21 protein-coding genes are annotated in these 26,809 nt (G+C 67.0%); 8 read left to right on the top strand and 13 right to left on the bottom strand.

Annotated elements, in window-relative coordinates:
• Positions 1-241 precede the first annotated feature (241 nt).
• From ACLBWL_RS08820 to ACLBWL_RS08810, 3 genes are all read left to right on the top strand, one after another.
• Positions 242-2,638: a glycoside hydrolase family 31 protein gene (locus ACLBWL_RS08820; protein WP_447792221.1), complete on the top strand. Its 2,397-nt coding sequence runs from the start codon at positions 242-244 to the stop codon at positions 2,636-2,638.
• Between the two features lie 155 nt (positions 2,639-2,793).
• Entirely contained in the window at positions 2,794-4,074 is a 1,281-nt protein-coding gene (locus tag ACLBWL_RS08815) for a DEAD/DEAH box helicase (protein WP_447792220.1), read from the top strand.
• 133 nt (positions 4,075-4,207) lie between these two features.
• Positions 4,208-5,026, top strand: a complete 819-nt coding sequence (locus ACLBWL_RS08810; protein ID WP_447792218.1) for a universal stress protein — start codon at positions 4,208-4,210, stop codon at positions 5,024-5,026.
• Between the two features lie 240 nt (positions 5,027-5,266).
• Here the strand turns inward: ACLBWL_RS08810 and ACLBWL_RS08805 are convergent, their stop codons facing one another.
• Positions 5,267-5,455 carry a hypothetical protein gene (locus ACLBWL_RS08805; protein ID WP_447792217.1) on the bottom strand — a complete coding sequence of 63 codons (189 nt, stop codon included), beginning with the start codon at positions 5,453-5,455 and terminating at the stop codon, positions 5,267-5,269.
• Positions 5,456-5,483: 28 nt separating this feature from the next.
• Here ACLBWL_RS08805 and ACLBWL_RS08800 point away from each other — a divergent pair, with 28 nt between their 5' ends.
• Positions 5,484-5,630 carry an ATP-binding protein gene (locus tag ACLBWL_RS08800; RefSeq protein WP_447792215.1) on the top strand — a complete coding sequence of 49 codons (147 nt, stop codon included), beginning with the start codon at positions 5,484-5,486 and terminating at the stop codon, positions 5,628-5,630.
• Positions 5,631-5,713: 83 nt separating this feature from the next.
• On the opposite strand, the gene ACLBWL_RS08795 is transcribed toward ACLBWL_RS08800, so the two are convergent.
• The 10 genes from ACLBWL_RS08795 to ACLBWL_RS08750 all read right to left on the bottom strand — a co-directional run bounded on the left by ACLBWL_RS08795 (position 5,714) and on the right by ACLBWL_RS08750 (position 16,576).
• A complete protein-coding gene (locus ACLBWL_RS08795) occupies positions 5,714-5,920 on the bottom strand; it encodes a hypothetical protein (RefSeq protein ID WP_447792213.1) in 207 nt (68 codons plus the stop codon).
• A 135-nt stretch (positions 5,921-6,055) separates the two neighbouring features.
• Positions 6,056-7,096 carry an acetate kinase gene (locus ACLBWL_RS08790; RefSeq protein WP_447792211.1) on the bottom strand — a complete coding sequence of 347 codons (1,041 nt, stop codon included), beginning with the start codon at positions 7,094-7,096 and terminating at the stop codon, positions 6,056-6,058.
• Positions 7,093-9,489 (bottom strand): phosphoketolase family protein, encoded by a 2,397-nt coding sequence (locus tag ACLBWL_RS08785; RefSeq protein WP_447792209.1) that lies wholly within the window; start codon positions 9,487-9,489, stop codon positions 7,093-7,095. Before ACLBWL_RS08785 ends, ACLBWL_RS08790 begins: the two co-directional genes overlap by 4 nt.
• Complete coding sequence (adhP, locus tag ACLBWL_RS08780) at positions 9,486-10,523, bottom strand: alcohol dehydrogenase AdhP (protein ID WP_447792207.1); 1,038 nt, start codon at positions 10,521-10,523, stop codon at positions 9,486-9,488. The genes ACLBWL_RS08785 and adhP overlap by 4 nt, the downstream gene beginning before the upstream one ends.
• 50 nt (positions 10,524-10,573) lie before the next feature.
• The gene (locus tag ACLBWL_RS08775) at positions 10,574-11,260 is read right to left on the bottom strand and encodes an NAD(P)H-dependent oxidoreductase (protein WP_447792205.1); all 687 of its coding nucleotides are present in this window, start codon (positions 11,258-11,260) and stop codon (positions 10,574-10,576) included.
• Between the two features lie 175 nt (positions 11,261-11,435).
• A complete protein-coding gene (locus ACLBWL_RS08770) occupies positions 11,436-12,545 on the bottom strand; it encodes an AI-2E family transporter (protein WP_447792203.1) in 1,110 nt (369 codons plus the stop codon).
• A gap of 153 nt (positions 12,546-12,698) precedes the next feature.
• Positions 12,699-12,908 (bottom strand): hypothetical protein, encoded by a 210-nt coding sequence (locus ACLBWL_RS08765; RefSeq protein ID WP_447792201.1) that lies wholly within the window; start codon positions 12,906-12,908, stop codon positions 12,699-12,701.
• A gap of 107 nt (positions 12,909-13,015) precedes the next feature.
• Positions 13,016-15,583: a hypothetical protein gene (locus ACLBWL_RS08760; RefSeq protein ID WP_447792199.1), complete on the bottom strand. Its 2,568-nt coding sequence runs from the start codon at positions 15,581-15,583 to the stop codon at positions 13,016-13,018.
• A gap of 40 nt (positions 15,584-15,623) precedes the next feature.
• A complete protein-coding gene (locus ACLBWL_RS08755) occupies positions 15,624-16,277 on the bottom strand; it encodes a hypothetical protein (RefSeq protein WP_447792197.1) in 654 nt (217 codons plus the stop codon).
• Positions 16,274-16,576, bottom strand: coding sequence for a PadR family transcriptional regulator (locus tag ACLBWL_RS08750; RefSeq protein WP_447792196.1), 303 nt, complete (start codon positions 16,574-16,576; stop codon positions 16,274-16,276). Before ACLBWL_RS08750 ends, ACLBWL_RS08755 begins: the two co-directional genes overlap by 4 nt.
• A gap of 225 nt (positions 16,577-16,801) precedes the next feature.
• Here ACLBWL_RS08750 and ACLBWL_RS08745 point away from each other — a divergent pair, with 225 nt between their 5' ends.
• The 4 genes from ACLBWL_RS08745 to ACLBWL_RS08730 are packed head-to-tail and all read left to right on the top strand — an operon-like array spanning position 16,802 to position 22,128.
• Positions 16,802-18,154 (top strand): glycoside hydrolase 5 family protein, encoded by a 1,353-nt coding sequence (locus ACLBWL_RS08745; RefSeq protein WP_447792194.1) that lies wholly within the window; start codon positions 16,802-16,804, stop codon positions 18,152-18,154.
• Entirely contained in the window at positions 18,154-19,176 is a 1,023-nt protein-coding gene (locus ACLBWL_RS08740) for a glycosyl hydrolase (RefSeq protein ID WP_447792192.1), read from the top strand. The genes ACLBWL_RS08745 and ACLBWL_RS08740 overlap by 1 nt, the downstream gene beginning before the upstream one ends.
• Positions 19,173-20,270: an SGNH/GDSL hydrolase family protein gene (locus ACLBWL_RS08735; RefSeq protein WP_447792190.1), complete on the top strand. Its 1,098-nt coding sequence runs from the start codon at positions 19,173-19,175 to the stop codon at positions 20,268-20,270. The genes ACLBWL_RS08740 and ACLBWL_RS08735 overlap by 4 nt, the downstream gene beginning before the upstream one ends.
• Positions 20,271-20,274: 4 nt before the next feature.
• Positions 20,275-22,128, top strand: coding sequence for a glycoside hydrolase family 9 protein (locus ACLBWL_RS08730; protein ID WP_447792188.1), 1,854 nt, complete (start codon positions 20,275-20,277; stop codon positions 22,126-22,128).
• A gap of 146 nt (positions 22,129-22,274) precedes the next feature.
• Here the strand turns inward: ACLBWL_RS08730 and ACLBWL_RS08725 are convergent, their stop codons facing one another.
• Together ACLBWL_RS08725 and ACLBWL_RS08720 are read right to left on the bottom strand one after the other, a co-directional pair.
• A complete protein-coding gene (locus ACLBWL_RS08725) occupies positions 22,275-23,291 on the bottom strand; it encodes a cupin-like domain-containing protein (RefSeq protein ID WP_447792186.1) in 1,017 nt (338 codons plus the stop codon).
• Positions 23,292-23,328: 37 nt separating this feature from the next.
• Complete coding sequence (locus tag ACLBWL_RS08720) at positions 23,329-26,709, bottom strand: TonB-dependent receptor (RefSeq protein WP_447792184.1); 3,381 nt, start codon at positions 26,707-26,709, stop codon at positions 23,329-23,331.
• Positions 26,710-26,809 lie beyond the last annotated feature (100 nt).

Raw genomic sequence — 26,809 nt, 5'->3', positions numbered from 1 at the left:
CTCCTTTGGAAAAAAGCTGCGGCGCAGGGGCAAGCGGACCGACGCGGCAGAGCAGTGGCTGAATATCCTCCGCTGCCACCAGCGCGGGTGTCGCGATCATCGCGCTGTTCACCACCCTGGAGCCCGGGCCGATCGTTCGCGGGGTCATGCGCGCTCCGCCTGATGCCAGCGAATTGACCTGGTCAATACTCTGACATATTCAGAAGCGACGCGGGCATTCAAGTCCGGGCCGGGAGGATGGATGCAGCAGAGTTGGATCGGCGCGGCGTTGGTCGGCGCAATCGCCAGCGCGACCCCTGCGGGCGCACAGACGCCGTGGCAATCGACCGCGACGCAGGTCCCGGCCGCACGAACCGCGCTTGAGCAGAAGACCGCGACCGGTGCGCGGTTCCGCGTTCCCGGCGGCGTCCTGCGCGTAACCATGTGGGGCGATCGCGCGATCCGCGTGACCGTCGGCGCGACGGCGCAAGGGGCGGAGATCGACCCCGGTCTCGCCGTGCTGGGTACGCCCGCGGCGGTGTCTTGGACGATGACCGAGAACGCCGACCGCTTCGTGATCGCGACGTCGGCGATGCGAGTGACGGTCGCGAAAGCCGATGGCCGGGTCGCGTTGCTGGGCGCCGACGGCAAGCCGCTGATCGGCGAAAGCGATCCGACCAGCCGCCGCCTGGGCGACGCGCCCGAACCCGACGGCCGCATCCAGCAGCGGTTCGAGATCGACGGGGGGCAATCGATTTACGGCCTCGGCCAGCATCAGGCCGGGCTGCTCGACTACCGCGGGACCACCGTGCGGCTGCAACAGGCCAATACCGATGTCGGCGTGCCGGTGCTCGTGTCGAGTGCGGGCTACGGGCTGTTCTGGAACAACCCAGCGGTGACCGATGTCGCCGTTGCGGTACCGCAGGCAACCGACCGGATCGTGTTCCGATCGCAGGCCGGCAAGGGGGTCGATTACTTCCTGTTCGGCGGTCCCGATGTCGACGACGTGATCGGCGCCTATCGAAACCTGACCGGCCCTGCGCCGCTGATGGCCCGCTGGACCTGGGGACTGTGGCAATCGAAGGAACGCTACGCGTCGCAGGCCGAGTTATTAGGCGTCGGCGCACGCTACCGCGCGATGAACATCCCGCTCGATGCAGTCGTCCAGGACTGGCAATATTGGAAGCCCGGCGAATGGGGCAGCCACCTGATGGACCCGGCACGTTATCCGGATCCCAAGCGAATGCTCGACACGCTGCACCGCCAGAACCTGCACAGCATCGTGTCGATCTGGCCGCGCTTCGACCTCGGCCTGGATACGACCAAGGCGCTCGACGCGGTCGGTGGGCTGTACGAAAAGACCTATCCCAACGTCTATCCCGCCGGTGAAGGCCGCTGGTACGATGCCTTCTCCAAATACGCGCGCGCGATCTATTGGAAGTTCGTGTCGGAGCGGTTGGGCAAGGTCGGTTTCGACGGCTATTGGCTCGACGGCAGCGAGGCGGAACTCGGCGGCCATTGGGGCGAGATGCGCGACGTGCGGACCGCGATCGGACCGGGCGCGGACGTCTACAACGCGTATCCGCTGATGCACACCAGCGCGGTGCACGACGGCATGGCGACCGACTTCGCCGCCAAGCGCCCGATCATCCTGACGCGCTCGGCCTGGGCCGGGCAACAGCGCAATGCCGCGATCACTTGGTCGGGCGACGTCGCGGGCCGGTGGGACGTGTTTCGCGCGCAGATCCCCGCCGGGGTCAACTTCTCGATGACCGGAATCCCCTACTGGTCGGCGGACATCGGCGGGTTCTTCGGCGGCAGCCCGGACGATCCCGACTATCAGGAATTGTTCACCCGCTGGCTCCAGTTCGCGGTCTTCAATCCGATGTTCCGGATCCACGGAACCGGTCCGGGCAAGGAGGTCTACAGCTTCCCCGAAACGGCGCGCGGTCCGCTGCTCGATGCGGTGGCGCTGCGCTACCGTCTGTTGCCGTTCCTGTATGCGCAGTCGTGGCAGGTCACGCAGCACGGCGCGTCGTTCCTGTATCCGGTGGGCATGGTCTTCCCGCGCGACGAGAAGGCGCGGGACTTGCGCGACGACTATCTGTTCGGTCGGTCGCTCCTGGTCAGCCCGGTGGTCGAAAAGGGCGCGACGTCGCGGCAGGTCTATTTGCCCGCAGGCACCGACTGGTATGATTTCTGGTCGGGCGCACGTCTAGTGGGCGGCACGCGGCTCACGGTTGCCGCACCGATCGGGCAGATCCCGCTGCACGTTGCGGCGGGAACGATCCTGCCGCTGGGGCAGCGCGTGGAATATGCCGAGCAGTCGCCGGCGTTGCCGATAGAACTGCGCGTGTACCGCGGGCGGAATGGCCGCTTCACGCTCTACGACGATGCCGGGGACGGCCAGGGCTGGCGCCGCGGCGAGCGTGCGACGATCGATCTCGCCCTGGACGACAAGACCGGGACGCTGACGATCGGTACGCGACAGGGACGCTATCCGGGGATGCCCGTATCGCGCATCTTCCACGTGGTTTCGGTCGGCATGGGCAATGGTGTCGGGCTGGGCGAAGGCATCGGTCAGACGATCGCTTACACCGGAAAGGCCATCGACGTCGCATTGGACGCCGGCAGACCGGGTGCCGGAAGTCGTCGATAATCGGGTTTGCCGGTGCGCGCGGGTCTGAGGATCCGAGCCGGGCCACCGCTTTCAACGTTGACGCAGTGCAGCATCGATCCTAGACGCGCGCCTCCTCTATTACGCCAAGCCCTTCACGGTGCCGCTTTGTTCTGCGCCGGAGGCGCCGCTCGACCATGACCATCACGTTTGCCGACCTCGCCCTCGCGCCCGCTTTGCTGCAGGCGCTCACGGAAGAAGGCTATGTCAGCCCGACGCCGATCCAGGCCAAGTCGATCCCGATGCTGCTGCAAGGCCGCGACATGCTTGGCATGGCGCAGACCGGGACGGGCAAGACCGCGGCGTTCGCGCTGCCGCTGCTCCACCGCCTGGCCGCCGATCCACGCCCTGCCCCCAAGGGCGGCGCGCGCGTGCTGGTGCTCGCGCCGACCCGTGAACTGGTGTCGCAGATCGCCGCCGGCTTCGAAAGCTTCGGCCGGCATATCAAGCCGCGCGTGACGACGATCTTCGGCGGCGTCAGCCAGTTTCATCAGGTCAACGCGCTGAAGGACGGCGTCGATATCATCGTCGCCGCGCCGGGCCGCCTGCTCGATCTGATCGACCAGGGGCTGTGCGACCTGTCCGCGCTCGAAGCGCTGGTGCTCGACGAAGCCGACCAGATGCTCGACATGGGCTTTGCCAAGCCGATCGAGCGGATCGTCGCGACGTTGCCGAAGGATCGCCACACATTGCTGTTCTCGGCGACGATGCCGAAGTCGATCGCCGCGCTCGCCGATAGCCTGTTGCGCGATCCCGCCAAGGTCGAGATCGCGCCGCCCTCCACCACCGTCGACCGGATCGACCAGTCGGTGATGTTCCTCGACGCGGCCGACAAGAAGGCCGCGCTGCTGGCGCTGCTGCGGACGCCCGACATGGGCCAGGCGGTCGTCTTCACGCTGCAGAAGAACATCGCCAACGACGTCTGCGCGTTCATCGGCGAAGCCGGCATCACCGCCGAGGCGCTGCACGGCAACAAGTCGCAGGGCCAGCGCGAGCGCGCGCTCGATGCTTTCCGCGCGGGGACCGTGCAGGTCCTGGTCGCAACCGATATCGCGGCGCGCGGGATCGATGTCGACACGGTGACGCACGTGTTCAACCACGACCTGCCAAGCCTGCCGGAGAGCTATGTCCACCGGATCGGCCGCACCGGCCGCGCCGGGCGCAGCGGTTTTGCGATCACCTTGTGTGACGCCGAGCAGCGCGCGTGGCTGCATGATGTCGAGCGCGAGATCGGCCGCACGCTGACCGTGCACGACGATCACGAATGGCATTGCGAAGTCGCGCGCAACTCGACCCAGCGCGCGCCGGTGCTCGGCGGCGGCCCCGCCAAGCAGATCAAGCCGACCAAGGAGCGCGTGCGGAAGGTCTGGACCGAGGAAGAGAAGCTCGCCGCACGGATGGCCGCGAAAGCCGCCTGAATGCTGGCCGGATCGACGGTGCTGGCATGAGATCGTCGGTGCCCACGTAGTTTCCGACGCTGCCGCCGGGCACGGATGTAGCGCAGGACAGGACACGAAACGCCCGCGCGTCCTGCGGAGCCGGAGATCCGTCGTGTCCTATTCGACTGTGTTGGTGCATCTCGACGGCGCACGACCCAACGCGACGCTGCTCGACGTCGCAACAGCGGTCGCCCAACGCTACGACGCCAAGGTCATCGGCGTCGCTGCCTGCCAGCCGGTCAAGGTCGGCGCCTGCGACGGCTATCTGGACGGCGCGCTTGCCGTCGCCATGCGCGACCTCGTCACCGAGGAGCTCGCTCGCGCCAAGACAGAGGTTCACGCGCATCCGGGCATACGATCTCATATCCTGGAGTGGCGGTCGATCTCGACGTTGGATACGATCGCACACATCGTCGCCAGCCTCGCGCGCTGCACCGATCTGATCATCACCAGCGTCGGGCCGGTGCATCACGACCCGACGACGTATGCCGACACCGGCGATCTGGTCCTTCACGCCGGCCGTCCGGTGCTCGTCGTGCCTTCAACGAATGCCACGGCCGATTTCCGCAATGTCCTCGTCGCCTGGACCGACACGCGGGAATGCCGACGCGCGATCGTTGGTGCGCTGCCGATGCTCCACGACGCCGACCGCGTGACGCTCGTCGAGGCCAGCTACGACCCGATCGGCGCGCGGCGCGGGATCGACGACATCGCCGCCTGGCTCGATCGCCACGGCATCGGTGCGGACCAAGTCAACACGCGCGTTGACGGATCGCCGACTTCGACGCTGGCGACGATCGCCGACGAGATCGAGGCTGATCTGATCGTCGCCGGTGCCTATGGCCACAGTCGCATCCACGAATGGGCGTTCGGCGGCATGACCCGCGACCTGCTTCTCCACGAGCACCGCTGCACGTTGTTGTCGCACTGAGCTTGCCGCGATCAGAGCCGCCTTGCTCGCTGTGAAACCAAAGTATCGGGCCGGTCGCGACTCACGCAAAACTATCCATCATTCGAAGGGCCAAGATCGCGGTTCGGATACTGCGGGGATTGCCGCCGCACCGGAAGACGCCCAAAGCAGGGGCACACGCCATGAGCCGCGCCCGGATAGCCCGACTGACCGCTCCTCGTATACGAGCGGCCCGACGCCCTTGGACGGACTCTCGGGCACCTAAGCACTGGTGAGTTGCAACGCGTGCTGGCCGAAGAACCCGGTCTGCCGATCGACGGCGCGAAGAGCTACGCGATCGACATGCTCGTCGAGGAAGCGAACAGCCTGGGGCGACTCGGTGCGCACGAGGCGGGCATCGCCGCGACGATGGTGATTGCGCCGGCCATCGACGGGGTGATGGTCGACCACGTGCCCCGATCGCGCGGGCTGGGTCCGCGTGGCCGTCGCCGATACGGGGATCGGGCTGGATCCCGACATTCGGGACCGGCTGTTCGAGGCGTTTGCGACCGCCAAGCAGAACGGCATGAAGCTGGGCCTGTCGATCTGCCGGACGATCGTCGAGGCGCATGGCGGGCGGATCTGAGCGGATGCGGGCGCGGACGGCTGGAACGCGATCGGCTGAGGCATGCACTGCCAACGACGCACGCTGCGCCGTCGCTGCCAGCATTACGCCAGCCGTGACGGCGCCTGTTGTCGCAAATGAACCGTCGCCCCGCCGGGGCGCACGACCAGCGCGTCGAGCGCCTCGCCATACAGGCGCGCGAGAGTCAGGTGGACAATCTGCGAGCACGGCCCCGCTGCGGCAGCGGCCATCGCCAGCGAGTCCGCCACACGACCCGATAGATACAGCGGTTCTGCCTCCCGTCCGTCCATGACACTGTCCTCACCGGGCGCCCCGTCTCGGGTCCTGCAGGGCGCAGCGACCGACCGATGAGGTGCCGTCGACGATGACCCTAGATCGGGTCCGGTCCGGTGTCCGGACTCGGAAACCACGTATCCCGGTGATGATCACGCGGCGCGGTGGCACAGACGTGCAGTGTGCAGCGCGATCTCCTCGTCCTCCTGCGACGATATCGTCACGATCTCGAGCATTGGCAGCCACGCCAAATCCTCGCGGAGCGCCTGTCCAGTTGCCGCGTCGTTCTCGCCGATACCGCCGGTCAGCACGAGCAGATCGGCACCGCCCATCGCGGCAGCCATCGCCGCGACCTGCTTGCAGACCGAGCGCTCGAACATCCGGATCGCGAGGTCGGCATCCGGATCGGTCGCCGCCGCCGCGCGCAGGCGTCGCATGTCCCCAGACCCGCCGGATACCCCGGTCATGCCCGATCCGTGATCAATCATGCTTGCGAGCGCGTCGACCGTCATCCGCTTCTCTCGCAACAGATAGAGCAGCACGCCCGGATCGATGTCGCCGGTCCGCGTTGCCATGATCACGCCGCCCGACGGCGTCAGGCCCATGCTGGTGTCGACCGATCGGCCGTCGCGGATCGCGGTGACGCTTGCGCCGTTGCCGAGATGCGCAATCACCAGCCGGGCCGGCACGGCGTCCCCAAGTTGTCGAAGAATGGACTCGCAGGACAGCCCGTGAAACCCGTACCGCCGGACGCCCTCCTCGCGGTACTGCCGCGGGATCGGCAATACCCGGGCGACATCGGGCATTCCCGCATGGAAGGCGGTGTCGAAACAGGCAACCTGCGGCAGCACGGGGAAACGGGCGCGTGCCGCCGCGATCAGCGCCAGCGCCGCCGGGCCATGCAAAGGCGCGAACGCACAGGCCGCCGCCAGATCGGCGATCACCGCCGCATCGATCAGGCAATGCGCGTCACGGTCCGGTCCGCCATGGACGATCCGGTGACCGATCGCGGTCGGGGCCGGAAACGAGACCAGTGCAAGCGCGATCGCCTCGAAAGACGCGCCGTGATCGTCGGTCGTCTCGATCGTGCCGCCCACCAGGAGCGCGGGCGTAGCGCCGCCTACCGCGTACAGCGCGTATTTCAGCGACGACGACCCACTGTTGAGCGCGAGCACGACCGTGTCGGACGTCACCGCCGCCACTGCCAGTCGCGCACCTCCGGCATGTCGTCGCCCTGCTCGGCGATGTAGAGTTTGTGGCGCTCCATCGTCGTCCAGTAGCGTGCGGTCTCGCGCGGCACCCGGTCCCGTAACCGCGGGATCCGCTCGATCGCGTCGAGCGCCAGTCGGTAGCGGTCGAGATCGTTGAGCACGACCATGTCGAACGGCGTCGTCGTCGTGCCCATCTCCTTATAGCCTCGGACATGGATATTGGCGTGGTTGGCGCGCGCGTAGGTCAGTTTGTGGATCAGCGCGGGATAGCCGTGGAAGGCGAAGATCACCGGCACATCGCGCGTGAACAGCGCATCGAACTCGCGCTCGTCGAGCCCGTGGAGATGCTCCGACCGCGGCTGCAACGTCATCAGGTCGACGACATTGACCACCCGGATACGGATATCCGGCACATAGGCGCGCAACAGCGTCACCGCCGCCAGCGTCTCCAGCGTCGGCACATCGCCCGCACACGCCATGACCACGTCGGGGTCCGCATCGTCCCCCGCCCAGCCCCAGATCCCCGCCCCCACCGTGCAATGCCGCACGGCGGCGTCGATTCCGAGCCATTGCCATTCGGGCTGCTTCCCCGCGACGATCACGTTCACATAGCCGCGGCTGCGCAGGCAGTGATCGCCGACCGACAACAGGCAGTTCGCATCGGGCGGGAGATAGATCCGCACGACATCGGCGGTCTTGTTCGCGACGTGATCGAGGAAGCCCGGATCCTGGTGCGACAGGCCATTATGGTCCTGCCGCCAGACATGCGAGGTCAGCAGATAATTGAGCGAGGCGATCGGCCGGCGCCACGGGATGCCGTGCGTCACCTTCAGCCATTTGGCATGCTGGTTGACCATCGAATCGACGATGTGGACGAACGCCTCGTAACACGAGAACAGCCCGTGCCGACCGGTCAGCAGATACCCTTCGAGCCAGCCCTGGCACAGGTGCTCGCTCAGCACCTCCATCACCCGGCCGTCGGGGCCGAGATGCTCGTCGACCGCCTCGATCCCGGCCATCCAGACCTTCCCGGAAACGTCATACACATCGGCCAGCCGGTTCGACGCGGTCTCGTCCGGTCCGAACAGCCGGAAGTTCACCGTCGCCAGATTGAGCTTCATCACGTCGCGCAGATACCGCCCGAGCACCCGCGTCGCCTCCGCCTTCACCCTGCCCGGCGTCTCCACCGGCACCGCAAAGCTGCGGAAATCGGGCAGCGACAGCGGCACCATCAGTTCGCCGCCATTGGCATGCGGGTTCGATCCCATCCGCCGATGCCCGGTCGGCGCAAGCGACGCATACTCGTCAAGGAACTTTCCATCGGCGTCAAACAGCTCTTCGGGACGATAGCTGCGCATCCATTCCTCGAGCTGGCGCAGATGTTCGGGATCGTTGAAGTCCGCGATCGGGACCTGGTGCGCCCGCCACGTGCCCTCGACCGGCTTGCCGTCGACGAACTTGGGCCCGGTCCAGCCCTTCGGCGTGCGGAACACGATTATCGGCCAGCGCGGCCGCACCGGCGTCGCGCCCTCGACCCGCGCCTCGGCCTGGATCGCCTGAATCCGCGCGAGCGCGCGATCGAGCGCGACCGCGAGGTGCTGGTGGACCGTATCGGGATCGCTGCCCTCGACGAAATAGGGTTCGTGGCCATAGCCGCGCAGCAGCGAGTCAAGTTCGTGCCCGTCGATCCGCGCGAGTATGGTCGGGTTGGCGATCTTGAAGCCGTTGAGATGCAGGACCGGCAGCACCGCGCCGTCGCGCGCCGGATTGAGGAACTTGTTCGAATGCCAGCTCGCCGCCAGCGCGCCGGTTTCCGCCTCGCCGTCGCCGACCACGCATGCGACGATCAGGTCGGGATTGTCGAACGCCGCGCCGTAAGCGTGCGCCAGCGAATAGCCGAGCTCGCCGCCCTCGTGGATCGAGCCCGGCGTCTCGGGTGCGACATGGCTCGGGATGCCGCCCGGCCACGAGAACTGCCGGAACAGGCGGTGCATGCCCGACCGGCTGCGCTCGATCGCCGGATAGCGTTCGGTGTACGAGCCCTCCAAGTAGGTATTCGCGACCAGCCCCGGCCCGCCATGCCCGGGCCCGATGATATTGATCATGTCGAGGTCGTGCTCGACGATCAGCCGGTTGAGATGTACGTACAGAAAATTCAGTCCCGGCGTCGTGCCCCAATGACCGAGCAGCCGCGGCTTCACGTCGGCGATCGTCAGCGGCCGATCGAGCAACGCGTTGTCACGCAGGTAGATCTGCCCGACCGACAGGTAATTGGCGGCGCGCCAATACGCGTTCATCCGCCGTAGCATCTCGGGGGTCAGCGGGTGGCGCGGCGTCGCCGTGCCAGATCGGTGCAGCGTGTCGATTGCGGTCATGATGCTGCACCGAAATCGAGCACGACTCGCGACGCGACCTTGCCGTGTTCGAGCCGGTCGAACACGGCGTTGATCGCCGACAGCGGCTGGAGCTCGATATCCGCCTTCACCTTGCCATCGGCGGCAAACGCGAGCGCCTCCGCCATGTCCTTGCGCGTACCGACGAACGATCCACGCACCGTGATGCAGTTCGCCACCACGTCGAACAACGGCAGCGGAAAGTCGCCGGGTGGCAGACCGACAAGCACGCAGGTGCCGTGACGCCGCGTCATCGCGACGCCCTGGTTGAAGGCGGTCAGCGACGGCGCGGTGATGAGCACGCCGTGAGCGCCACCGCCGGTAGCGTCCTTCAATGCCTCAATCGCGTCACCCGCACGTGCGTCGATCTGGACCTCGGCGCCGAGCGCGTTCGCATGCGCCAGCTTGCCGTCGTCGACATCGACCGCGCAGACACGAAGGCCCATCGCCTTGGCATATTGCACCGCCAGATGCCCCAGCCCGCCGACGCCCGAAATCGCGATCCACTCGCCCGGCCGCGCGCCCGTCTCCTTGAGCCCCTTGTAGGTGGTGATACCCGCACAGATGATCGGCGCCGCATCGACCGCGGACAAGCCCGTCGGAATATGCGCGACATAATTCGGGTCGGCGAGGATGTAGTCGGCAAAGCCGCCGTTGCGCGTGTAGCCGCTAAACTCGATCTCGGGGCACACGGTTTCCCAGGCCGACAGGCAATATTCGCAGTGTCCGCAGGCGGAATACATCCAGGGTACACCAACCCGGTCACCTGCTTTCACGATCGTCACGCCGGCGCCGACCTCGACGACGATTCCGATCCCCTCATGCCCGGGGATAAACGGCGGTACGGGCTTGACCGGCCAGTCGCCCCGCGCGGCGTGGAGATCGGTGTGGCACACCCCACACGCCTCGGTCTTGACCAGGATCTGGCCGGGGCCTGCAGTGGGTATCGCGCATTCGCGTACGCTCAGGGGCTCGCCGAACGCTTCGACGACGGCAGCCTGCATCATGCGGGACATTGGAATTCCTTCGGTGAGGGCGTGGGCGTACGGATCGGTAAAGATCGCGGTCAGCGCGCGATTTGCCGCGCCAGCTCGGGATCGTGGAGTAGCGCCTCGTCGCCAAACGTGATCTGCGCGCAGGTTCGGTGCGCCTGTGTGACGACCGCGCGAAAATACTGGTCCGCAAACCGCTGGCCGAGGTCGGCAGTGACGTGATCGAACCGCTTGTGGTCCTGCGCATGCATTCCGAAGGCGTGCACCAGATACGTATCGAGCACACTGCGCAGGCCTTGTTCCTGCCCCTGCTCGTTCAACCAGACGTCGCTCGCCGCCGACGTCGTGAAGCTCAGCAGCCGCTTGCCGCCGAGCAGCTCGGTCCGCTGCCGCTTCTGCACCGCATCAGGCCGCACGCCGGTGCCGAGCACGCGCTCGATATACCCCTTCATCATCGCCGGCGGGGAGCCGAACCAGATCGGATAGATCAACACGAACACGTCGCTCCCCGCGAGCATATCGAGTTCGGCGGCGACATCCGGCGATCGAACCGGGGCGGCCAGCGTCGGGCGTTCCTCCGCCTTCAGCACGGGATCGAACCCGAGCGCATACAGGTCCCGCACGACGACCTCCTGCCCGGCGCCGCGGACCGCCTCGCAATAGGCATCCGCAAGCGCGTGATTGAAGCTGTGGGGATCGGGATGGCACAGGATCACCGCATGTCGGCCGCCCTTCGCCACGATGTCTGCTTGCACGCTCATCCCGAATTCCGATCTTGTACGCAGCGCTACAGACGCAAGATCACGATGTCCCAACGTCCCCCCGCGGGCCCAACCTGCAAGGTACGATCGGTCTAGCGACAGGTCGGCGTGCCGTTGACCCTCGGGAAATACGGAGGTTCGGACAGGTCGGCTTTGTCCGCAGCGTCGGCAGAGATCATCGTGACACCTCGCCAATATTCCCATTCGGATCCGCGGCGGACTGTACGGCATTGTCCACGCTGGTGTCGTCCGCCACCCACTCGCGCCAGATCAGGACCAGCGCGGCCATCACTGCGGGCCCGACGAACAGGCCGAGCAGGCCGATCGTCTCGACGCCGCCGATGATGCCGATAAGCACCCAGACGAACGGCAGCTTGGTGGCGCCGCCGATCAGCGCCGGCTTGGCGGTGTGATCCACGACGAAGGACATCGTGCCGCCGACGATCCCGACGACGATGGCGGCAATGACGGAGCCCTGGATCACGAGCAGCGCGAGCGCGATCAGCATCACTGCTATCAGCCCGAACGGGACCATCGCCCCGACCCCCGAAAGAAGCCCCAGCAGGATCGGGTGCGGCACGCCGGCAAAGGCGTAGACCGCCGCCATGAATACGCCCTGGGCAAGGCCGAGCAGTACGACGCCGTCGACCGTGCCGCGAACCGACAGCGTGATCTGGCGGCCGATGCGCTGGCCCGCATCGCCGAACGCGCGATCGACCGCACGCGTGAGCTGCGCACCGATCGCGTCATGATCGCGGATGACGAAGAACAGCATCAGGACGGTGAACGCGAACACCACCGCGCGCTGGACGATATTGTGTCCGACCGACTTCGACTGCTCGATGATGGTCCCCATGTTCAATCGCGCGAGCTGTCCCGCCGCGGCGGTCGGGGTGGACAGGTGGCTGGTCCACCATGCCGACAACTCGGCCGACCCGACCGGCAGATTTGCCACCCAGGCGGCGACCGGCACGCCGTGGGCGCGAGCGCCATTGATCCAGGCGGTGATTCCGTCGACTTCGGTGACCGCGCGGGTGACCGCGATCACCAGCGGCGCCACCACGATCGTGATGACGGCCAGCGTGATCAGCGCGGCGACAAGCGTGTGGCGCCCGGGCCACCGCCGCAGCAGGAGAACGCGCAGCGGCTCGACCGCGATACTCACCACCGCCGCCCATAGGATGGCGGGAACGAACGCCGACCCGATCCACAGAGCGATCAGGGCCACCGCCGCAGCCAGAGCGACACGGGCGCGGGTCTGCGTCGGTGTGGTGGTAGCGGTCATCGATCCCCCCTTATGAGACCCGATCGCTCTAGGGGCCCGGGGGCGTGCCGCCAACCCTCCGGCCGGGGGGATCGGCCCCTGTCCCCGACCGCGTTCGGACGTCGCGGACGACGATCACGCGCGCTGCGGACGGCACATCGGTGAGGCGTCACGCTACTCGCGTGGAGCACGCGCGATCACGGCTTGCGCCAGACGCAGGCGCGCCTTCCACGTCTTCACCGAGGGGTGCCCGGCCGCGAGGTCGCGAAGACGCCCTTCGATCTGAGCCACGTCGCGCTTGGCGGCTTCGAGTTCGGCCGCGGTCGGCCGCGGCTGAATATTGGCGCGGGCATGTGCGCCGAGGCGCCCCTTGGTCTTGGTCATCGTCGGACTGATGGTCGCAAACGCCGGCTCAGGTCAATCGGGCGCGGGATGACGCGACGCCTGGCCTGTCCGCTTGGCGGCTCTTGCTCGTGCTCCCGCTCGCGCTGTCAGAACAGTTTGCGGAGCGACACCACGACGCTGCGCCCGACCGAGTCGAGCAGGTCCGGCTGGTACCGATACGGAACGACGCCGTTGGCATCGCGCACCCGCTGTCGTGCGTCGGTGACGTTGGCGATTTCGAGCTTGAACACCAGATGTCGAGCCCAGCGTTGCTGCGGCAGGAAATGATGAACGCCGACCGACCCGGTGACGTTCAGCTTGCACAGCGGCTCGAACCGGAGCGTCGAGGCGGCGACCGGCCCGCGCACATCGGCGCGGCCGGTGCAGTAGAAGTCGAAAGTGCCGCCATTGCCGCGATAGTTCACCCCGCCATAGCCATAGCCGGCCAGCCGCTGTGTCGTGCCGCCCGACACCGTGTCGCCCGCGATCAGGTCCAGCGTCGGTGTGCCGGGACGAAGTTGCAACCGGTCGGAAAAGCGGATCGTCGGCCCGATCCCGCCATAATAGCTGGGGCGATCGGGCGGTTGGCCGCCGGGCGTCGTCGCGGGCCTGGCACGGCCGATCTGGCCGCTGGCGGCGACCGTGAGGTTCAAGGTTCGCTGGCGTTCGCGCAAGACGTTGATCGGACGGAACGCGACCGATGCGAGTGCGCCATTGGCGTCGCGGACGAACAGATCGGGCAGCGCCGCCTCGGTCGCCGGGCTCAGCGCATAGATCGTCTGGACGCCGTTGCGGATCTCCGCGAGCTCGTAGGTGGCGCCGATCCGCAGCTCGCTTTTGGCCAGCGGCTTCACGGTCGCGCCGATCGAGCGCGTACGACGACGCGAGGCGACCAGCAGCGGATTGCCGCCGAAAACGACCGTGGTCAGCGTCGAGCGGCCGGTCGCGAAATCAAACAGCGGCACCTGAGGCGCCGAAACCTGCGGCGCGGCGAGCTGGTCCAGCGTCGGCGCAGCGGCCGACCGATTGAGTTGCGCCAACAGCTGAAGCCCGGTGAACGGCGTCCAGTTCAGCCCGAGCGTCGTATCGGTCAACGCGCCGAACCCTTCGACGTGGCGCGTGGCCGCGGAGACGGTCGCCGACACGTCGCCGATCCAGGGCAGCACGTCCTCGCGCCGCGACGTGATCGGCAGATCGAGTGCGACCGCGCCTTCGATCCGGCTGCGGCCGAATGCGACCGCCGACGGGGTGGGCCCGCGCGTCCTGCTGTGCGTGCCGACCTGCTCGGCTTCTGCCGTCGCGGTCAGCGTGACGCGCCCGGCGGGCAGGCGGAGCGGGCGATTGGTCGCGACGAACTTGGTGCCGGCGCCGTAGGTGGACTGCGCGGTCCGATCGACGAGACGGCCGGCGACCAGCGCGGGATCGAACGGTTGGAACGGATCGGCACCCGCCGCGATCGCCGCATTGGCCGCGGTGACGTCGATGCCCTTGGCGACCACCCCGGTCTTGCGCTGCGTATCGAGCGTACCGGTCAGGTCCCATTGCCAGCCGCGCCAGGCGCCGCGGGCGACGCCACCGGCGTGGAGCGTGGTGGTCGTGGTACGCTGACGGAGCGGCGGCGCCTCGACGAGGTAGCGCTGGAGCAGCACGTCGTTCGCGAACGGCGAATACGGGTTGCCGGCAGGAACGACGAGCGTCGTGCTGGCCGGCCCGAATATGGTCGTCTCGCGGCTGTGGTCGGCGGTCAGCGTCAACGATCCCGACACCGTTCGCCAAATCCGGTTGGCGATCACCGCCTCGCCGTGGAGCGTATCGTTCGACGGCGCGAGCGTGCGCACCGACGACAGGTCGAACAGTCGCGGCCGATTGGCCTGCGCGACGAAACGCCCCAGCCCGACGCCCGCAGCGACGGGCGCGGCCGGGACGGGCACGATCGTCACGACCTGGCCCGCGAGCGCGGACAAGGCGGGGTCGATCTCGCTCCCCGCCCCCACACCGGTGATGTTGCCGCGCGCGTCGAACGGCACATCCGGATCGGGCAGCACGCGCCGCCGCGATTGCAGCAGCGCATCGCTATGCCGCGCGTCGAGCGACAGAGTCAGCCTGCCGTCGTCGTGGAGCCGGGTAAAATCGAGATGGCCGTTGACGGTGTCGGCGCCCCCCCGCGTCGACGTGCCGACGGCGGGCTTCAACGCGAGCTGGCGGAAGCGCCGCTTGGTAATGAAATTCACGATCCGTCGCGTCGGCGGATAGCCATATCGGAGCGCGACGGGCTCGGGAAAGACCTCCACCTTATCGAGCGCTTCGGGCGGCAGGTTGCCGATCTCCTGATACCCCGACACGCGCTGGGCATTGAGCAGGAAGATCGGCTCCTGCCCGTCGCCCGACTGCGTTACGCCGCGAATGGTGCGGAGCAGTTCGCCGATCGAGGTGGCCCCGGTCGCGGAGATCGCCGCCGCATCCAGCGTCGCCAGCGGCTGAAAGCTGGTATCGACCGCGCCGCGGCGGCCGAGGATCACGATTTCGGGATCGCTGTCCGATGCCGCGGACTGGTCGGGAGATGCACCGGCGCCCGTCTTCGCCTGTGTATCCGTCGTAGCATTGACCGCTGGCGGCGGCGGCGACTGGCCGGCACCCGCGGCCAACCAACTCAGGAGGATCGCCGCCAGCGTCACTCAGCGGGTGTCGACTGCGACCGGGGCGCTCGTCAACGCTCTACACATCGGCGGTATGGTCGATAATCGATCCATTCCTGCAGAGCCGCCAATGCCAGTGCGCGAGCAGCAGGATCGCGATGTGTTGCACCACGAGGCCGATGATCGGCAACGCCATGCGCGTTTCATCGAAACCGAGCAGTCCGACGAACACGATCAACGTCAGTGTCGCCGCCGCGGTAAACCGCTCGATCGCGCCGACACGCTCCCATTCACGGTCGAGCATCGCCCACGCGACGAGGACGCTCGTGCCGGCCAGCAGGATCACGACCAGCGACAGCGAGGACGCTGCCGCGCGGTTGCCGTCGTTGAGGAGCGTCGTTGGCGCGCCATCGAGCGTCAGGATGCCGACGATGTCGTTCTGCCCGAAATCGAGATACGGAAAGCCGATGATCGCGCCCGCGATCAACAGCGCCGCGATCGGCAGGACCAGACCGAGCGCCAGCGTGTAGTTGGCGAGGACGAAGCGCCCTTCCGCATGCGCCGGCATCTCGCGCCACGCGCCGAGCAGACAGCCAAGCGCGAACGACAACGGCTTGCCGTCGTCGATCGCGACCTCGAATTCGCCCTGCATCGCAAAGCCCCAGTCGCGGCGGCGATCACCGAGGCAGCGGATCGCGACCCGCATCAGGCACCGTGCGAGCGCTTCGATCATATCGGCACGCGCCCGCCGACCGACCGGACGTCCTCGTCCGCGACGGATCGCGCGAGCGCCAGCCCCGCAGCCGTCAGGCGATAGGCATGCCGCGGCGGCCGCCCCGCTTGCACCGGTTCGCGCCACTCGGCCTCCAGCATCCCCTGCTCGGTCATCCGCATCAGCAACGGGTAGAGTGTCCCCGACAAAATGCCGGTCGCCTTCATCAGGTCGTACCCGTGGCGCCAGTCTCGCGCCTGCTCCGACAAGGCACCGAGCAGGGTCAGCATCTGTTTCGAGGGGCGTCGATCGCGGGTCATGCCCGTAACCTACATATGTAGATTTATGAGTCAAGAACCGCCGCAGCTCTTTCTTGATTTGCGTTTCGAACTGGGAATCTGCGTGCACTCGCAGGGCCGCCGCGGCCGCACCCGATTGACGATAAGGCGCTAGCGCTCGATGCAGCGCCAACCTATTCCAAATAACGGTGCGAATGCAGTAGGATCGCGTCCTGCCAGACGCTTCCCCAACAAGGTGCACTTACGATGATCAACCGACGCTTCTTGCTTGGATCAGGCCTGGCGATAACCGGCGCGGCGCTGCTGGCCGGCCGCGCGATCGCGGCAAAGACGGGCAAGGCACGGCCCGGGTCGCGGTTCGTGACCGTCGAGGGGACCGGGTTCCAGCGCGGCGGCAAGCCGTATCGCTATGCCGGTGCGAACATCTGGTATGGTGCGTGGCTCGGCGCGCCGACCGCTTATGGCAACCGTGCACGGCTGGGGCGCGAACTCGATCGGCTGCAGGCGCTCGGCATTCGCAATCTGCGGATCCTTGGCTCGGCGGAGCTGTCGCCGCTCAAGAACTCGATTACCCCCGGTTTCCGCGACAAGACCGCGACCTACAATGAGGACCTTCTTAAGGGCCTCGATTGGACGCTCGCCGAAATGGCGAAGCGCGACATGACCGGCGTGATCTATTTGACCAACTTCTGGGAATGGTCGGGCGGTATGATGACGTATCTGTCGTGGGTGAACGGCGGCAAATACATCAACATGAACGACCCCGCGCATCCGTGGCCCGAGTTCGCCGACTGGAACGCCGCGTTCTACACCAGCGGCCAGGCGCAGGCGATGTACCGCGACTATATCCGCGCGGTCGTGACGCGCATCAACACCGTCTCCGGTGTCGCCTATGCCGCCGACCCGACGATCATGGCGTGGCAGTTGGCGAACGAGCCCCGCCCGGCTGGATCGGAAAAGGTCGCCGTTCCCAATCTGCCGAACTTCTACCGCTGGATCGACGAGACCGCGCGCTACATCAAGACGCTCGACCCCAACCACCTCGTCTCGACCGGGTCGGAAGGGCTGAAAGGCTCGATCGAGCGCGAGGACGTCGTGCTCGCCGCGCATCGCTCGCCGTCGATCGACTATCTGACCACGCACATCTGGCCGAACAACTGGAGCTGGATGGACGCGGGCGATCTCGCCGGCACCTATGACGCGGGCGCGGCGAAGGTGGCGGACTATATCGACACGCACATCCGGCTCGCGACGACGCTCGGCAAGCCGCTGGTGATCGAGGAGTTCGGCTATCCGCGGGACGGCAAGACCGCGTATGATCCGACCATCACGACGGTCTACAAGGACCGCTTCTACCGCCAGATCTATGCTGCGATCGAGGCCAATGCGAAGGCCGGCGGACCGCTTGCCGGCTCGAACTTCTGGGCGTGGAACGGCGAGGCGCGCACGCCGCACGCGGATCACCGGTTCCAGCGCGGCGACCTCCAGTACATGGGCGATCCGCCGCACGAACCGCAGGGTTGGTACGGCGTGTTCGACAGCGATGCCGCGACGCAGGCCGTGATCCGCGCGCATGCCGCCGTGATGGCGAAGCTCTGATGTCGAAACCGGGGATGCTCAACCGACGCGAAACGCTCGGCATGACCGCGGCGCTCGGCCTGCTCCACGGCGTGCCAGCGCTCGCAGCCGTTCCGAACCGCAACCTGAGCAACGCGAACGCCTCGCCCGCCGCGCGCCACCTGTACGCCTATCTCTGGAGCCAGTACGGCAAGACCACGCTGACCGGCCAACAGGAACAGGGCTCGGGGCCCGCCAATCCGAACGGCGAACTCGACTATCTGCAGCGCGTGGCCGGCAAGCTGCCCGCGATCCTCGGACTGGATTACATCGACCCGCGCGACAACGCCGCGGTCAACGACCGCGCCACCGCCTGGGCGCGGTCGGGCGGGATCGTCACGTTGTGCTGGCACTGGGGAGCACCGGACGTCGGCACCGGCTACGAGAATTCGAAGAAGGATTTCGACGTCGCCGCCGCGCTGAAACCCGGCACGCCGCAGAACGTCGCGATGCTGCGCCAGATGGCCGAGATCGCGCGCCTACTGACGGTGCTGCGCGATCGCGGCGTGCCTGTCCTGTGGCGCCCGTTCCACGAGTTCAGCGGCGACTGGTTCTGGTGGGGCAAGCACGGCCCCGATGCGTTCAAGGCGCTGTGGGCGCTGATGTACGACCAGTTCACGCGCGTTCACGGGCTGAACAACCTGATCTGGGTGCTCGGCTGGGCCGGCCAGAACGTCGACCCCGCCTGGTATCCGGGCCGCGCGATGGTCGATGTCGCGGGGGCGGATATCTACGCGAACGACCACGGCAATCTCGCAGCCCTGTTCGCGCAGGTGAAGGCGATCGTCGGCGAGACGCTGCCGATCTGCCTGCACGAGAACGGCCCGGTGCCCGATCCGGCGCTGCTCGGTCCCTCGGCGGACTGGCTGTGGTTCATGACCTGGCACACGCGCTGGCTGACCGGCGCCGACCAGAACACGCCGGACCAACTGCGCCGCGACTTCGCCTCGAAACGCTACATCACCAAGGACGAGCTTCCCGCATGGTTGAAGGTCAAGGCATGAAGACGATCCTGGCGCTGCTCGCTGCGGCCTCGCTGTCGGCGAGCGCAGCGGTCGCCCAACCCGCGACGATTACCCCCGTCGCGACCAAGCCGGGCGCCGCGCTCCCGCTGCATATCGGCGGCCGCGTCGCGCGCACCGTAGATGGCTACACGCGCCAATGGCCGGGCAGCTATTTCGAGGCGGCGTTCAGCGGCCCCGCGGTAATCCTGAAAATCGGCACCGGTGAGGTCATCCTCCGCATCTCGGTCGACGGCGCGACCGTCGCCAAACTCGTCAAGCCGAAGCCGGGCGTATACCGCGTCGCCGGGCTCGGACGCGGCCGCCACACCGTCCGCGTCGACGTCGCCAGCGAAAGCCAAGCCGCCCCCACCGTCTTCGGCGGCCTCTACACCGCACCCGGAACACGCGCCCTCCCCGCACCTGTCCGCGCCCGCCAGATCGAGTTCATCGGCGATTCCCACACCGTCGGCTACGGCAACATCTCGACCAAGCCCGACTGCACGCAGGACGAGGTCTGGGCGACCACCGACACCTCGCTCGCGATGCCCGCGCTGACCGCCCGCCGCTACGATGCCGACTATCAGGTCAACGCGATCTCGGGCCGCGGGATCGTCCGCAACTATGACGGCGCGCCCGGCGATACCGTTCCCGCGGCCTACCCGTTTACGCTGTTCAAGTCGGCCAAGCGCTACGTCGATCCCAGTTGGCACCCGAGCCTGTTCGTCATCGCGCTCGGCACCAACGACTTCACCACGCCGCTGAAAGCCACCGAACCGTGGAAGACGCGCGACGCGCTCCACGCCGAGTACGAAACGCACTACGTCGACTTCGTCAAACGACTCCGCGCCCGCGATCCCGACGCGCATGTCGTCCTGTGGGCAACCGACATGGCCGACGGCGAGATTGCGGCCGAAGTCGCTAAGGTCGCCGCGCGCCTGAAGGTTGAGGGCGAACGCAACGTGACCTTCATCCCCGTCACCGGCCTCGCCTTCACCGGCTGCCACGCCCACCCGTCGACTGCCGACGACGCGCGAATTACCAGCGCACTTGCGGGATACATCGACGCGCACCCGTCCCTTTGGACAAAGAAATAACCACATGATCGGGACGATGATGTCGACAGGCTTTTCTTCGCGCGCGCGCCTCGTGCTCGGTGGTGCGGCGGTCCTGCTGGCCACCGCCGCGGCCCAAGTCCCGCCCGCGCCGATCCGCATCGACCAGGCCGGGTTCGAGACCTACGGCCCGAAGACGGCGGTCCTGCCGTCCGCATCGTCGACACCGGTCGTCTGGACGCTGACCGACGCGACCGGCAAGATCGTCGCATCGGGTAAGACAATCCCGGTCGGCCCCGACGCGGCGTCGGGCGAGCGCGTCCACCGGATCGATTTCGGCTCGCTCCACGCCCCCGGCACCGGCTACCGTCTCCACTTCGGCACCAGCGTTAGCCACCCGTTCGCGATCACCGCCCGCCCGTTCGCGCCGGTCGCGACTGCGGCGATGGCGTTCTTCTATCAGCAACGCAGCGGCGTCCCGATCCTGCCTGCATTCGTCGAACGGCCCGACCTCGCCCGCGCCGCCGGCCACGCCCCCGACATCGCCACCTGCTTTGCCGGCACCGACCCGAAGGGCGTCAAATGGCCCGGTTGTGCGTACAAGCTCGATGCGACCGGCGGCTGGTACGATGCCGGCGACCAGGGGAAATACGTCGTCAACGGCGGCGTCTCGACCTGGACCCTGCTTGATCTTCACGAGCGCCTCGCCGCGTTCGGGGACGCGCGCGCATTCGCCGACGGTCGCCTTGCGCTGCCCGAGCGCGCCAACGGCGTCGACGACCTGCTCGACGAAGCGCGCGTCGAAGTTGCCTTCCTGCTCGCGATGCAGATTCCCGACGGGACCAAGCTCGCGGTCGCGCCCGATGCCGGCGTCGCGGGCAAGCCGATCACCCGGTTCGAGACGATCGACGCCGGCGGCCTGGTCCATACCAAGATCGCCGACGAGCACTGGACCGGACTCCCGACCGCCCCCGCCGACGACCACGAACGCCGGTTCCTTTACCCACCCTCGACCGCGGCGACGCTCAACATGGTCGGCGTCGCGGCCCAATGCGCGCGGATCTGGCGAACGATCGACCCCGTATTCGCCGCCAAATGCCTCACCGCGGCGCGACGCGGTTGGGCGGCGGCGCTACGCCACCCCGCCCTCCTCACCAGCTCGGACTTCACCGGTAGCGGTGGCTATGGCGACCCCGACGTAAGCGACGAATTCAGCTTTGCCGCTGCGCAACTCTACGCCACGACGGGGGAAAAGCCGTTCCTCGACCGGCTGCGCACTGACCACATTTTCACCGATCCCGGCGACGGCATCAGCTGGGGCTCGCTTAAACTCGCCGGCGCGCTGACGCTCGCGACCGTCCCGAGCGCGCTCCCGACCGCCGATCGCACGCCGCTTCGCAGCCGCATCATCGCGCTCGCAGACGGTTTCGTCGCCGAGGGCAAGCAGAGCGGCTACGGCATACCCTTTGGTGGCACCATATACCCGTGGGGCTCGAACAGTGCGATCCTCAACCGCGCGATCGTGCTCGGCGTCGCGTGGCAGATCGACCGCAAGCCCGCCTATCGCGACGCGGTGGTGGCAAGCCTCGACTACGTCCTCGGCCGCAACCCGCTCGACCGCTCCTACGTCACGGGCATCGGCACGCGCCCGATGCAGCACCCGCACCACCGCTTCTGGGCCGCCGCGGCGGACAAGCGCTACCCCGCCCCCCCGACCGGCGTGCTGTCCGGCGGTCCGAACTCGGCGGCGGCGAACGAGGCCGGCCCGATGCACGGTTGCGCGCCGCAAACCTGCTGGATCGACGACTACCGCGCCTTCACCGTCAACGAAGTCGCGATCAACTGGAACGCGCCGTTGGTCTGGACCGCCGCGTTCCTCGACGCGACGCGGGGGCGCTAAGACAATTATAATCCTCCCCCGCCAGGGGGAGGTGGCTGGCGCTTGCCAGACGGAGGGGGAGGTAAGGAAAACCACTGTTTCGTGTCCGCCCCCTCCGTCGCCTTCGGCGCCACCTCCCCCTGGCGGGGGAGGATCGTCGGATTACGCTACAGCCGCTCAAGCGTCCGCGCGAGATACCCGCGGATCGCGTCGGTCCGCTCCGGCGACGGGCTCCCCAGCACACCCCGTATCGCCTCGGGCAAGTGCGCGGCCGCAGCCTGCGCCTCATCCCCGAACACATACTGGTCGAACCAGCCGCGCACCGCCGCGCGCTCGCCCTCTGGCAAGTCACGGATCGCCAGGATCGCGTGGATCAGCGCAGGGAATGGCGAGGCTGCACCAGCCTGCCCCCACCAGTAATTGACCAGGACGTTGAACCGCCCAAGTGCCTTGACGTCATGCCACCACATCGACGGGATGAAGATCGCATCGCCCGGCTCCAGCACTGTCACCTGCATCTGCGCCCGCGCCTCGGCGAACCGGGGATATCGCTCGAGATCGGGCGCTTCGAGATCGACCAAGCTCACCGGCTGGCCGGCGATCGTCACGTCGAGCGGCCCGACATACAGGTTCGGTCCCTGTTCGGGCGGAAACAGGCAAAACCGTCGCCGGCCTGCGACCACGACCGCGACGTTGCTCGATACGTCGTAATGCGTGGACACCCGGCTCTGGTTGCCGATCCACACCCGCGGCACCGCGTCGGGGGTCGGCAGCGGCAGGACGTTCGCCTCCGCCCAGCCCGGCAGGAACTCGCCCGCCGCCGCAGCCCCCGCATAGATCGCCGGCGCGCCCGGCACCGTCTGAAGCGCCAGCACCTGCTCGACCAGCGTCGGGATCGGCGCCTTCGCACGCTCGAAATTGAACCCGGTCAGCGCCTCGTCGTAGAAGAACCGCCCGCGCACGGCAGCCTGCGCGACCATCACGTCGGCCGAGCGCCCGCCGTCGAACGAGACGATATGCTCGCCGATCGCGCGGTCTGACATCCGGGCTGCACGCACCGCCGGCCAATCCGCCGCCAGTCCGCGCATCACCACCGGACGATACCCGTGCGCGATCTCGGTTTCGAACCGCGCCGCATCGATCGCACCGGTTTCGGCGACAGGAAGGCCGGAGATTTCACTCATCGCGTGCGTGTAATCCCCGGCTTCCGATCGCGCTACTTTAGAAGGTCATGCGCGCCGACAGCGTGTACGACCGGTCGTTCTTGAAGAAGCTGCGCGGCGCTTCGAGGCCGGCACCGTTCAACAGGAAGTTGGTCTTGGTCGTCTCGTCGAGCAGGTTCGACGCGGTCACGCCGAGCTTGAAATGCTCGTTCACCGTCACGAACGCCGAGGCATCGAGCTGACCGGTCGGCAATGCGAAGACCGGCAGGAACGGGAAGCAGCAGTCGCGGTTGGTCAGCAGGAACTTCGAGCGCCAGCTGTACGCGACGCGGGCATAGAAGGCGCCCTTGTCGTAGAAGCCCGCGACGTTGACGGTGTGCTTCGACAGGCCCTGCAACGGCAGATTGTCATAGAGGCCGGCGACATCCTGCGGCGGACGGCTGCCATCCGCGGCGCCGTTGGCGGGCACCGGGTTGGGGATCTTGCCCGCCTTCACAAAGGTGTAGTTCGCCTGCATGCCGAGACCGCTGAGCAGTCCGGGCAGGAAGTCGAAGGTCTGCTGGTACGCGACTTCGGCACCCTTGATCCGAGACTTGCCCTTGACGTTGGCGGGGCCGCTGACCTGCACGTCGAACGTCTGGCCGTTGTTGGTCAGCGTGCGCGTATAGCCGAAATTGTCGACGATGATGTTCGACAAGGTCTTCTGGAACAGCGTCGCGGTCAGCGAACCGACCTTCGAGAAATACCACTCACTGGTCAGGTCGAACTGAAGCGCCTCAACCGGGCGGAGGAAGGGATTGCGCGACTGCGCGGCGAACTGGAAGTTGCCGGCCGAATTGCCGCCCGACGCGCCGACACCGACATAGTTGCGCAAATCGCCGAAATTGGGCCGCGAGATCGCCTTCGAACCGGCCGCGCGGAACAGCAGGGTCGGCGTGACCTGAAGCTTCACGTTCGCGCTCGGCAGCCAGAAGTTGAACTTCTGCTTGGCGACATCCGGCGTCGAGCCGCCGTTCGCGTAGGCGAGGATCGCCGCCTGCTGTGCCGCGGGAACGGTACAGATCACCGCGATCGATCCCGATGAGGGCGGCTTGTCGATCTGCGACTGGCAGAAACCGCCCAAATTCTGAGGATACGCGACGCCGGCCGGGTTGAGGCCGAGATTGGTCGGATCGAAGATCGTGTTCTGCTGCGGATAGGTGATCGCGCCGTCGGAATCGTCCTTGGTCCGGACGAAACGGATACCGACGTTCCCGGTCAGGCTCATGCCGTTGCCGAAATCGTCGACACCGAAATCGGCGCGGGCATAGGCCGCATAGGTCCGCTCGCGATTGCGATAGATTTCGCTCGGCAGATACGCCCCGTCGATCAGCGGGCTGCCATCCGCCGTCTTGCGGTCCTCGGCCGGCGTGTAGGTGCCGCCGCCCAGCGCGGTGACCTTGCGCAACAGATCGGTGAACGCGTCGTGATCGCGCAGGATATCGTCGGACACGAACGTCGTGCTCGGCGGTGTGTTGGTCCCGCCGCGGAAGAAGTTTGTGAAACTGTGCAGGCTCTGCTCGTCCTGGCCGAGCGCGGCGTAGCTGACCGGGCCCTTCGCCGACCAGGTTTCCGACAGATAGCCCCAGTTGTTATAGTCGACCGCCTGCACGGTCTGCTTGCGGTCGGCGTAACGCCCGCCGACGCGAAGGTTGCGCAGGAACGCGTGATCGCTGACGTCGAACTGCGCGTCGCCGCGGAACGCCCATTCGTGACCCTTGTTGTCCTGACGCCCGTTGAAGGCATCGCGGAAATACACCGAGTTCGGGTTGGCGAAATAGCTGGTCGTATCGAAGCCAGGCGTGATCGAGGTGATCTGCGGCACGCTGCCGCGCAGATCGATCGCGGTCTGGCTGAACGTCGCGGTGTCGAGAATGTCGTCACGCACCTTGACCTTCGACGTCGCATACTGACCGTCGAAATTCAGGTGAAGGCGATCGATCGGTTCGAACTTGATGTTGAGCGACTGGTCCTGTGAGATCGACTTCGAGAAGAAGTGCCGGTTGGACTCTGTCGTGAACACGCCGTTCGGTGCGAACTGCGACAGCACGCCGTAGCCGTTCGGGCCATTGCCCTGCACCGCGCCGGTCCGCTTGCCGAGCGTGCCGCTCGTGAACACGCCATCGTCGTCATAGGTGAAGTCCGACCCGCCGACCGGGAATACCGTGTTGGCATCGCCGTAATAGACGTTGGGCTCGACGGTATGCTCGATCCAGTCGTCGGTCGATTCGGCACGCACGAACTGCGCGGTGACCAGCAGGTTGCCCGACGCGTTCTCATACTGCGCGGCACCCGAATAGCCGATGCGCGTGCGGTCGAAATCCTGCGATCGCGAGCCTGCGCCCAGCGGCGCGTACACCACGTTGCGACCGGCGGGCAGCGGGAAGGTATCGAACAGCGTCGACTGGAACGGCGTACCGGCATTCAGCACGCGACCTTCGCCCGCATCCTGGACGCCATTGCCGTTCTTGTCGTCGTTGTAGCGCGGCAGCATCGACGAGATGAACACCGAGTCCGAGCGGCTGTAGAGCTTCTGATAGGTGCCGCTGGCGAGGATGCCGAAGCGGCCTGCGCTACCGAGGTCGAACTGCTTCGAGACAAGCCCGACGAACTGCGGCGCGCCGCGCTTTTCGAGATCACCGAGGTTCATGCCGGCCGAGAGGAACAACAGGTCCTTCTTCGAATCGAACGGTTTGCGCGTGTTGATGTTGACGGTGCCGGCGATACCGCCCTCGACCAGGTCGGCGGTGAGGTTCTTGAACACCTCGACCGAGCCGACGATTTCCGCTGGAATGTCGTTGAAGCCGATCTCGCGACCGCCACCGGCCGCGAAGGCGTCACGGCCGTTGAACTCGCCACGGACATAGCTGAGGCCGCGGATGACGACGCCCGAGCCCTGCGCCGAATAATGCGCGGAGTCGCTGGGAGCGGCGAAGCGGCTGATCGAGATGCCGGGGACGCGCTGCAGCGCTTCATTGACCGAACGGTCGGGAAGCGCGCCGATGTCTTCTGCGGTGATCGCGTCGACGACGGTGTCGGAGTTACGCTTGATGCTCTGCGCGTTGGCGAGGCTCTGGCGGATACCCGTGACGACGATCTCGTCGCGCTGCGTATCGGGGGTCGGATTGCCGGCACCCTGCGACGCGCCCGACGTACCGGTGGTGTTGCTGGCCGAACCCGGCGCGGTTCCGGCGGTCGCCGTGTCGAGGCTGGCCGAACCCGACGTGGTGCTGGCAACACCGGGTCCCGCGGGCGCGGGTGCCGCCTGCGCGTCGGTCGAAGGATCGGCGACCTGCGCCAACGCGGGCTGCGCGACGAACGCGATCGCCAGTGCGGAGACGCTCGCGCCAAACATGCGATACGCGAGACCGACCGTCCGCGACGACGTACCAACTGTCATTATTGACCCCTTCAACATCCACGAACCCGACCTCCGCCGCTTATCAAGCAGGCGTTCGAATCGGGCTTCCCCTTTTGCCGCGATCGTTCATCAATCACGC

The sequence above is a fragment of the Sphingomonas sp. M1A8_2b genome (assembly GCF_053345535.1).
This window is presented reverse-complemented; position numbering and strand designations above follow the sequence as displayed.